Raw genomic sequence first — 9,618 nt, forward strand, 5'->3', positions numbered from 1 at the left:
CTCAGCCCAGGGTCAGCGGCTCGAGGGCGATCTTGCGACCCTCGGCACTCGAGGTCAGACCGGCCTCGGCGAACTGCACGCCGCGGGCGCCGGCGAGCAGGTCGAACGGGTAGTCGGTGCCCTCGACGTAGGAGACCAGGTACTCCTCCCACTGCTGACGGAATCCGTTGAGGAACACGTCGTTGGTGGGCACCTTCTGCCAGTCGGCGTCGTAGTCGCGGGTGTCTTCCAGGTCGGGGTTCCAGACCGGCTTGGGCGTGGCGTTGCGGGGCTGGATCTTCGCGCCGAACAGCCCGACGACGGCCGAGCCGTGCGTGCCGTCGACCTGGAACTCGACGAGCTCGTCGCGGTTCACCCGCACGGTCCACGACGAGTTGATCTCGGCGATCACGCCGCCCTCGATCTCGAAGATGCCGTAGGCGGCGTCTTCGGCGGTGGCGGTGTAGTGCTCGCCCTTCTCGTCCCAGCGGTCGGCGATGTGCACGGCCGCCTGCGCGTAGACGCTCTTGACCTCGCCGAAGAGGTTCTCGAGCACGTAGTTCCAGTGCGGGAACATGTCGGTGATGATGCCGCCGCCGTCTTCGGTGCGGTAGTTCCAGCTCGGGCGCTGCGCCGGCTGCCAGTCGCCCTCGAACACCCAGTAGCCGAACTCGCCGCGCACCGAGAGGATGCGACCGAAGAAGCCGGAGTCGATCAGGCGCTTGAGCTTCTGCAGGCCCGGCAGGTAGAGCTTGTCGTGCACGACGCCGGTCTTGATGCCGGCCTCCTTCGCGAGGCGGGCGAGCTCGAGCGCCTCCTCGAGCGACTCGGCGGTCGGCTTCTCGGTGTAGATCGCCTTGCCGGCGGCGATGGCCTTGCGGATCGCGGTGGCGCGGGCCTTGGTCACCAGGAAGTCGGCGTAGATCTCCCACTGGGGGTCGGCGAGGGCGGCGTCGAGGTCGGTCGTCCAGTCTTCGATGCCGTGCTTCGCGGCGAGCTCGGCGAGCTTGGCCTCGCTGCGACCGACGAGGATCGGCTTGACCGTGATGCGGGAGCCGTCGGGCAGCTCGATGCCGCCCTCTTCGCGGATCGCGAGGATCGAGCGCACCAGGTGCTGTCGGTATCCCATGCGTCCGGAGACGCCGTTCATGATGATGCCGATCTCGCGGGTGTTCGCCTGGGTCATGGTGTTCCGTTTCTTTCGCGGGAAGCTGTCGGTGCTTCCTCTCGACCGTGAGTGGAAAGCGCTTTCCGAGATCATGCCACGAGACGAGAGCCGAACGCAACCGAAGCGCTTTCGCGCCCGAGGTCAGCCCGCGCTGTCGCGCTCGACGAGCTCGGTCGGGATGACCGCGGAGCCCTCGGACCGCGGGGCACCCTCGATCGCATCGACCAGCGCTGCGACCGCACGGTGGGCGAGGGCGGCGAAGTCCTGCCGGATAGTGGTCAGCGGCGGACGGTAGTTCGCCGCATCCGGCACGTCGTCGAAGCCGATGACCGCGACGTCCTCGGGCACCCGGCGGCCGGACTCGGCCAGGGCGCGCATCAGCCCGAGCGCCATCTGGTCATTGGCGCAGAAGACCGCGGACGCTCCGGCGAGCGCTCCCCCCGCCGAGTATCCCGAGTCGGCGCTCCAGTCACCCCGGACCACGGCGGGCGGGTGGATGCCGGCGGTGCTGAGGGCCGCTCGCCACCCCCGTTCGCGTTCGGCGGCCGCGAAGGAATCTTCGGGGCCGGCGAGGTGGTGCACCGTCTCGCGTCCGAGGGCGAGGAGCCGAGCAGTCGCCGCAGCCGCACCGCCCGCATGGTCGCTGTGCACGGAGGTGACCCCCGCGTCGGTCGGCGCATCGACCACGACCAGGCGCAGTCCCGCGGGGGGCTGCGACGCGGGCACGAGTGCCGAGGCCTCGTTGAGCACGATCGCGCCGTCGACCTCCTGCTCGGCGAGCCGCTCGAAAGCCTCGGCGACGCCGTCGGTCGCGGTCACGAGCGTCAGGGCGTATCCGCGTTCTGCCGCCGCTTCGGCCGTGGCCTGCAGCATCCGCGAGTTGCCGACCGTGGCGAGGGTGGTGACCACGAGGCCGATGGTCTGCGAGCGTCCGGTGCGCAGGGCGCGGGCGGCACGGTGCGGGCGATACCCGAGGTCGGCCATCGCGCTCTCGACGCGGGCGCGGGTGTCCGGGTCGACACGCGGGCTGCCGTTGACGACGCGCGACACGGTCTGGCCCGAGACCCCGGCGCGGGCGGCGACCATTGCCATCGATACACGTCCCGACGGTGATGCGTGCCGTCCCGAGCGCGGTTCCCCGACCAGGTCGCGTTCGTCTCCCACGCACTTTCTCCGTTCGCCGCCGGTGCACAACTCCGCAATGTTGACGTTATCACAGCCCTGTGGCTACCATGTTTACGTGAACACGCACGATCTTCCTGAGTTGCGCACCGAGACCCTCGGCGCCGGCGTCGTCAAACGCGCCACCACCCTCGCCGACGGCCGCGACCTCATCTACTACGACGACCCGGGCACCGCGCTCGGAGCCGAGCGCGCCGTCGATGCCCGCACCCTCGACCCGCGCCCCGACACCGCGACGATGCGCCTCGACGTGCTCACCGGCGACTGGATCACGGTCGCCGCCAACCGGCAGAACCGCGTCATGATGCCCAGCGCCGAGGCCGACCCGCTCGCGCCGCAGACACCGGGCAACCCCTCCGAGGTGCCGTCCCGCTACGACGTCGCGGTGTTCGAGAACCGCTCCCCCGCATTCGGTCCCGCCCTCGCCGAGGCCGTCGGCACCGCGCCACAGGCATCGAACGCGCCCCGAGGCCTCGACGACCTCGCCGCCCTGGGCCTCGGTCGCACCCGCACGTCGGTCGGCCGCTGCGAGGTGGTCTGCTTCAGTCCCGACCACTCCGGCTCCTTCGGCACGCAGTCCGTCACCCGCGCCCGCACGGTCATCGAGGCCTGGGCCGACCGCACGACCGCGATCTCGAAGCTGCCCGGCATCCAGCAGATCTTCCCGTTCGAGAACCGCGGCGAGGCGATCGGGGTCACCCTGCCGCACCCGCACGGCCAGATCTACGCCTACCCCTACGTGACGCCGCGCACCACGCGACTGCTCGAGTCGATCGACCGCACCGCGCCCGACCTGTTCCAGCACATCCTCGAGTCCGAGCAGGCCTCCGAGCGCGTGGTGTTCCGCGGCGAGCACTGGACGGCCTTCGTCCCCTTCGCCGCCCGCTGGCCGCTCGAGGTGCACCTGATGCCGCACCGCCACGTGCCCGACTTCGCCGAGACGACCGAGGCCGAACGAGACGAGCTGGCCCCGCTCTACCTGCGCCTGCTCCGCGGCGTCGATGCCCTGTACGACACCCCGACCCCGTACATCGCCGCCTGGCACCAGGCGCCCGTGCACATCGGCCGCGACACCGTGCGCCTGCACCTGCAGCTGACGAGCCCGCGCCGGGCCGCCGACAAGCTGAAGTTCCTCGCCGGGTCTGAGGCCGCGATGGGGGCGTGGGCCGCCGAGGTCCCGCCGGAGGTGGGTGCCGCACGCCTCCGCGAGGCGATCGAACGCTCATCCCCGAACCAGACCTCATCCCCGGACCAGACCTCCGACGGAGCATCCGCATGACCGCCGCCCACGACGACGCCCGCGCACTGTTCGCCGACCTCACCGGCCGCGAGCCCGACGGCCTCTGGTCGGCACCGGGCCGCGTCAACCTCATCGGCGAGCACACCGACTACAACGACGGCTTCGTGCTGCCGTTCGCCATCCCCCAGCGCACGGTCGCCGCAGTCGGGCTGCGCGGCGACGATCGCGGCCGGGTCATGGTCGGTTCGACCTTCGCCGAGGAACCGGTGGAGGTCGGCCTCGACGAGCTCGACGGACTCTTCCCGACCGCGCCGGGCACACACCCCGTCGTCCCGGAGTGGGCCGCCTACCCGCTCGGAGTCGCCTGGGCGCTGCGGCACGAGACCGCCGAGGACGGCCCGTTCCACGGCCTCGACATCGCGATCGCCTCCGACGTGCCGGTGGGGGCCGGGCTCTCCTCCTCCGCCGCGATCGAGGGGGCGACGGCATCCGCCCTCAACGAGCTCTGGGGCACAGGCCTCGACGCCACGGCTCTCGCCCGCGTCGGACGCCGCGCCGAGAACGAGGCCGTCGGGGCCCCCACCGGGATCATGGACCAGATGGCGTCCATGCTCGGTCAGCCCGACACCGCGATCTTCCTCGACTGCCGCTCGCTCGAGGCCCGGCCCGTGCCGCTCGGCATCGCCGAGGCCGGACTCGCGATCCTCGTGATCGACACCCGCGTGAAGCACGCCCACTCCACGGGGGGCTACCGCGAACGCCGGGCGTCGTGCGAACTCGGGGCATCACTCATGGGCGTGCCCGCCCTGCGCGACGTGTCGATCGCCGACCTTCCCCGCGCTCAGGAGCTGATGGACGACGTGACCTTCCGCCGCGTGCGTCACATCGTCACCGAGAACCAGCGCGTGCTCGACACCGTCCAGGTGCTGCGGGAGAAGGGCGCGAGAGCCATCGGCGACCTCCTCGTAGCGTCGCATGTGTCAATGCGGGACGACTTCGAGATCTCGACCGTCGAGCTCGACACCGCGGTCGACACCGCGCTGGCCGCCGGCGCTCTCGGCGCCCGCATGACCGGCGGCGGTTTCGGCGGTGCTGCGATCGCGCTGATCGAGCAGGATGCCGTCGAGGCGGTGTCGGGTGCCGTGACCGCCGCGTTCGCCGCCTCGGGATTCGGCGCCCCGCACCTGTTCACGGTCACCCCCTCCGCAGGTCCGCTCCGCGACGCCTGAGAGAATGATCGATCGAGCCGCGACCACTCCGCGGCAGGAGAGGAACGCAATGTCCTGGATCGTCACCGGCGGCGCCGGCTACATCGGAGCCCACGTCGTCAGGGCCCTCGCCGAAGCAGGGCTCACCCCGGTCGTGCTCGACGACCTCTCCAGCGGCGTCGCGTCGTTCGTGCCCGAGGGCGTGCCGTTCGTGCAGGGCAGCATCCTCGATCGCGACCTGGTCGAGAAGACGTTGCGCGACCACGACGCCCAGGGCGTCATCCACGTCGCCGGGTACAAGTACGCGGGCGTCTCGGTGCAGCGCCCGCTGCACACCTACGCGCAGAACGTCGAGGGCACCCGGATCATCCTCGAGGCGATGGAAGCCGCGGGCGTCTCGAACATCGTGTTCTCGTCGTCGGCTGCGGTGTTCGGCACCCCCGACGTCGCGCTCGTCGTCGAGGACACCGCCAAGAAGCCGGCCAGCCCCTACGGCGAATCGAAGCTCATCGGCGAATGGCTGCTGCGCGACCAGGCGATCGCGACGGCCGACTCCGCGCGTCCGCTGCGACACACCTCGCTGCGGTACTTCAACGTGGTGGGCTCCGCCGACCCGACCGTCTACGACGTGAGCCCGCACAACCTCTTCCCGATCGTGTTCGAAGCGCTGCTCGCGGGCAAGACCCCGAAGATCTTCGGTGACGACTACGACACCGCAGACGGCACGAACGTGCGCGACTACGTGCACGTGGGCGACATCGCCGCCGCCCATGTCGCCGCCGCCCAGCGCCTCGCCGACGGAAGCACCATCGAGCCCGCGTACAACCTCGGCTCCGGTGACGGGCTCAGCGTGAAGCAGATCATGGATGCCGTCGCCCGCGTGACCGGCATCGACTTCACACCCGAGATCGGCCCCCGCCGCCCCGGCGACCCCGACCGCATCGTCGCCACCGGCGAGCTCGCCGCCCGCGACCTCGACTGGACCATGCGGTACACGGTCGACGAGATGGTGCGCACGGGGTGGGAGGCGCGGCAGGCTGCATCGGTCTGAGTCTTCGACTTGTGGGGACGGGCTCCGGGCCGCGCCTCCTCCGTGCTGGGTACGAGGAGAAGACCTCAGACGTCGCGGGCGCGGATGGGGTAGAGCCAGAAGCACAGCCACGCGAGGGCGGTGAACCCGAGCGGGATCACGGCGAGCATCAGACGGATTCCGCCGTCGACGCTCTCGGGCTGCGCGTCGCCGAGCGTGGCATCGAATCCGGATGCCGTCAGCACCACCGCGGCGACGACCGCCTGCAGCACGACCGATCCTCGCACCACGAAGCCGTTGACCCCGAAGTAGGCCCCCTCGCGGCGGTGCCCGGTGCGCACGGCATCCTCGTCGATGATCTGCGCGAGCATGACCTCGAGCAGCTGCAGCAGGCCGCCGACGCCCACCCCGACCGCGACGCCGACCAGCACCGCCCCGAGCACGTTCGACGGGGCGAGGTAGCCGAGCACGGCGACGCCGAAGACCGCCACGCTCCACAGCACCGCCGTGCGCGGCGAGGTGCGGCGGACGACCGCGCTCCACAGCACGATCGACGGGATCGCGGTGACGAAGATGGCCCCGAGCAGCAGACTGCCCTCTCCCTCGGCAGCCCCGAGCGAGTACCGCACGTAGAAGGGGATCGCGGCGAGGATCACCGCGATCGAGGTCTGCACGAACAGCGACCCGAGCACGTAGGGGACGAAGGCCCGATTGCGGAAGGTGTACTTCAGCTGGTCGCCCCACCGCATGGCCTCGGAAGCCGCCTCCGGGACCCGGCGCTCGATCATCCCGCCGAGGAACGACCACACGAGCAGCACCAGGCAGACGGCGCCCAGCACCAGGGCCATCCCCGGCCACCCGAGCGCGCTGTACAGGGCGGGCGCGCCGGCGGTGCCGAGGACCATGCCGAGGATCGCGAAGATCTGCCGCGGCACGTTGCCACGGGCGCGCTCCTCGGTGGTGCGGAAGATCTCGGGGAACAGGGCCGAGATGTTCAGCACCACGACGACGAACGCGATGTCGTACACGGCCACGACCACGAGGAACCACACGATGAGGCCGGCCGCCGGGAGCTCGGGCGGCATCCACACCAGCGCGAAGGCGACCACGAGCGGCACGATGCCCAGACCGATCCACGGGATGCGCCGACCCCAGGGAGTGCGCAGCCGGTCGGAGATCGTGCCGACGACCGGATTCAGCACCGCGTTCAGCACACCGTGGGCGATCATCGCCGCGGCCACCCATCCGGCTGGGACAGCGAGGTGTGAGACGTAAAAGTAGACGATGAAGGCCGAGAAGGTCTGCGCCATCAGTTGGGTCGGGAACCCGGATGCCCCGAATGCGATCGTCTGCGCCCTGGTCGGCGCCGCATCCAGCCGTCGATCGCGCAGGCGTTCGCCCAGAACCGTCATCGCGCGGACGACCGCTGCAGGTCGCGCAGGTCACGCCAGCCGATGCGCACGAGAGCCTCGTCTTCGATGGCCTGCAGCACGGCGGGGTCGGTGAGCAGACGCAGCTCGTACCCACGCTTCGCCGCGCTGAAGTCGACCGCGGCCCGGAGCTCGTCGTCGTCGATCATCGGGTGCAGGTAGATCTCGGTGACGCCGGCAGGAACAGCGCGCAGCAACGCGATGAAGCCGTCGCGCACCTGCTCGTAGGTCTCCTCGTCGGGCTCGCCCTCGCGGAGGAGCTCGAAGGGATGCGACCAGAGCCGATCGATGATCTCGATGCCGCTGGCGTCCGCTGCGGCCGCCGCGTCGTCGAGCTTGGCCTGCAACGCGGCATCCTCCCCCACCCCGTCCATCGTCCGCGGCAGCCGGAACGGGAGGCCGTTGCGGGCGGCGAGCTCGAACACCGGGCGCAGGAAGTCGTGGCCGGTGACGAGGCCGTAGACCGAGCCCATGTGGTTGTCGAGGTGCGTCACGTCGACCCCGGCGTCGAGCGCGGCCTGCAGCTGGGCGGCGAGCTCGGCGGCGACATCGTCGTCGGTCGCATCCCGCTCGACGGTCGCGACATCAGCGGGGAAGAAACCGTCGGCGTCGACGAGGCTCGTTCCCGTGCCGGTCAATGGGCGCCAGCGGTAGCGTCTCCACTCGCTGGTGAGCACCAGGTGCACGCCGACGTCGAGGTCCGTGCGGGAAGCCGCGAAGGCCAGCGCTTCGGGCGACCACGAGCACGGGACCATCACGGTCGTCGAGTCGATGTGCCCGGTCGTGAGCAGCTCGACGATCGCGGTGTTCGCCGCATGGCACATGCCGAAGTCGTCGGCGTTGAGGATGATCGCCCTGGCGCCGGGTGCGAGGCCGAGGCGGTCGGCGAGATCGGAGGGAGCGGTCATCAGAGGTCCTGTCGGGTAGGGACGGGCGATCGGGGGCGACGATCGGGGGTGCTCAGCGGCCGGGCTTCGGCGTCGGCGTCAGGATGCGGGTGAAGAGCATGCTGCGGAGGGCGGATGCCGCTTCGTCGACGGCGCCGACCAGCGGGGCTTCCGGGCCGAACGAGGAGACCAGGAACCGCAGCGGCAGCTGGGCGGCATACTCGTCTGCGACGCGCTGGATCGCGTCGACCAGCACGGGATGGGCTGCCGTGCCGCTGAGGATGAACGCCTCCGGGTCCAGCACCAGGCCGATGCTGCCGGCCACGAGGACGATGCGCTTGCCGATCTCGGCGACGACCCGGATCGCGGCTTCGTCACCGCGACCGGCGGCTTCGAGATGGTCCTCCAACGTGGCCTCGGCGTCTCGCCCTTCCCCGAGTGCGAGATCTCCGACCACGGCGTCGCTCACGATGGGCGCCCCGATCGGGAGCGGAGTCTGCGGCAGGTACATGACCTCGCCCGCGACACCGGAGAATCCGCGGTGCAGTGCGCCGTCGATCACGATGCCGGCACCGAGCCCGTCGTCGAGGAGCAGCAGAGCGAAACTGGCGAGGTCGCCGCCCACGCCCGCCGTGAGCTCGGCGAGGGCGGCGAGGTTGACGTCGTTCTCGATGCGTACCGGGCAGCCGAGCGATGCGGTCAGCGCAGCGCGGAAGGCGCCGCCGTCCGGACCGAGATCGTCGCGGATGCCGCCATCGGCGGTGACGATCCCGGGAATGCCGACGACAGCGAGGTGGATCGCTCCCTTGGCCGCCTTCACCGAGCCTCGGCAACGGTCGACGAGGGCGACGATGCGCTCGACGCGATCCTCCTGCAGCGGTAGCACGGCGTGCTCCTCTGCGTGCACGACTCCGCGGGCGTCGACGAGCACCACGTGCGCGGCATGGTGGTCGATGTGCACGGCGGCGGCGAACCCGAGCCGCGGATGCAGGGTCACACGACCGGCGGCAGGCCCCCGCGTCTCGCGGTCGATGCCTGCCGAGGCGACGGCGCCCGCTGCCTCGAGCATCCGCAGCACCTGGGTGACGGCCGTGCGGGACAGCCCCGTCGCCGACATCAGCTCCGCGCGGGTCTGCGGACCGCTGCGCGCGAGCGCCTCCAGGATCGCGCGACCGTTGAGCGTGCGTAGCAGGCCCTGCGGTCCCGCGAGTGGTCTGGACATGTGCTCCGGCGTCTACCTCTCAATTCACGGACGGCCCCAGAAACGGGGCCCGGCGCAATGCCCGCAAGCATGCCACATCGTGTCGCACAGGTCGACAGTTCACGCCGAGCCCGGTCGTGGCCGCTCATGCTCTGAGCACTGTCGAGCGGCAGGGGGCTGCCGTCGTCCGTGGCGTCGCAGATCGTGGTGTCGCGGGTCGTGGTGTGCGCCATCGTCGGGTGGGGTCCCACCAGGCGGGTCCGCGGACGTGGGGTGTGCCGTGGCGCATGCGG

The 9,618-nt window shown here is 70.8% G+C and carries 8 protein-coding genes; 3 read left to right on the top strand and 5 right to left on the bottom strand.

Annotation, left to right across the window (positions count from 1 at the left end; genetic code table 11):
• Window position 1: 1 nt before the first annotated feature.
• Entirely contained in the window at window positions 2-1,165 is a 1,164-nt protein-coding gene (locus tag OC372_RS08865; RefSeq protein WP_262001567.1) for a Gfo/Idh/MocA family protein, read from the bottom strand.
• A 123-nt stretch (window positions 1,166-1,288) separates the two neighbouring features.
• Window positions 1,289-2,239, bottom strand: coding sequence for a LacI family DNA-binding transcriptional regulator (locus OC372_RS08870; protein WP_262001568.1), 951 nt, complete (start codon window positions 2,237-2,239; stop codon window positions 1,289-1,291).
• Between the two features lie 148 nt (window positions 2,240-2,387).
• Between OC372_RS08870 and galT the strand changes: the two genes are divergently transcribed.
• Genes galT through galE form a run of 3 tightly spaced genes read left to right on the top strand, consistent with a single transcriptional unit; the run spans window position 2,388 to window position 5,828 of the window.
• A complete protein-coding gene (galT, locus tag OC372_RS08875) occupies window positions 2,388-3,608 on the top strand; it encodes a galactose-1-phosphate uridylyltransferase (protein ID WP_262001569.1) in 1,221 nt (406 codons plus the stop codon).
• Entirely contained in the window at window positions 3,605-4,798 is a 1,194-nt protein-coding gene (gene galK, locus OC372_RS08880; RefSeq protein ID WP_262001570.1) for a galactokinase, read from the top strand. The genes galT and galK overlap by 4 nt, the downstream gene beginning before the upstream one ends.
• Window positions 4,799-4,847: 49 nt before the next feature.
• Window positions 4,848-5,828 carry a UDP-glucose 4-epimerase GalE gene (gene galE, locus OC372_RS08885; protein WP_262001571.1) on the top strand — a complete coding sequence of 327 codons (981 nt, stop codon included), beginning with the start codon at window positions 4,848-4,850 and terminating at the stop codon, window positions 5,826-5,828.
• Between the two features lie 65 nt (window positions 5,829-5,893).
• Here the strand turns inward: galE and OC372_RS08890 are convergent, their stop codons facing one another.
• From OC372_RS08890 to OC372_RS08900, 3 genes are read right to left on the bottom strand one after another with little or no spacing between them, the layout of a single operon-like run.
• On the bottom strand, window positions 5,894-7,219 hold the full coding sequence (locus OC372_RS08890; RefSeq protein ID WP_262001572.1) for an MFS transporter: 1,326 nt from the start codon (window positions 7,217-7,219) through the stop codon (window positions 5,894-5,896).
• Window positions 7,216-8,145: a polysaccharide deacetylase family protein gene (locus tag OC372_RS08895; protein ID WP_105711960.1), complete on the bottom strand. Its 930-nt coding sequence runs from the start codon at window positions 8,143-8,145 to the stop codon at window positions 7,216-7,218. Before OC372_RS08895 ends, OC372_RS08890 begins: the two co-directional genes overlap by 4 nt.
• A gap of 52 nt (window positions 8,146-8,197) precedes the next feature.
• Entirely contained in the window at window positions 8,198-9,346 is a 1,149-nt protein-coding gene (locus OC372_RS08900; RefSeq protein ID WP_262001573.1) for an ROK family transcriptional regulator, read from the bottom strand.
• Window positions 9,347-9,618: the final 272 nt, after the last annotated feature.

The organism is Microbacterium sp. Mcb102 (assembly GCF_024519805.1).
Taxonomy (GTDB): Bacteria; Actinomycetota; Actinomycetes; order Actinomycetales; family Microbacteriaceae; genus Microbacterium.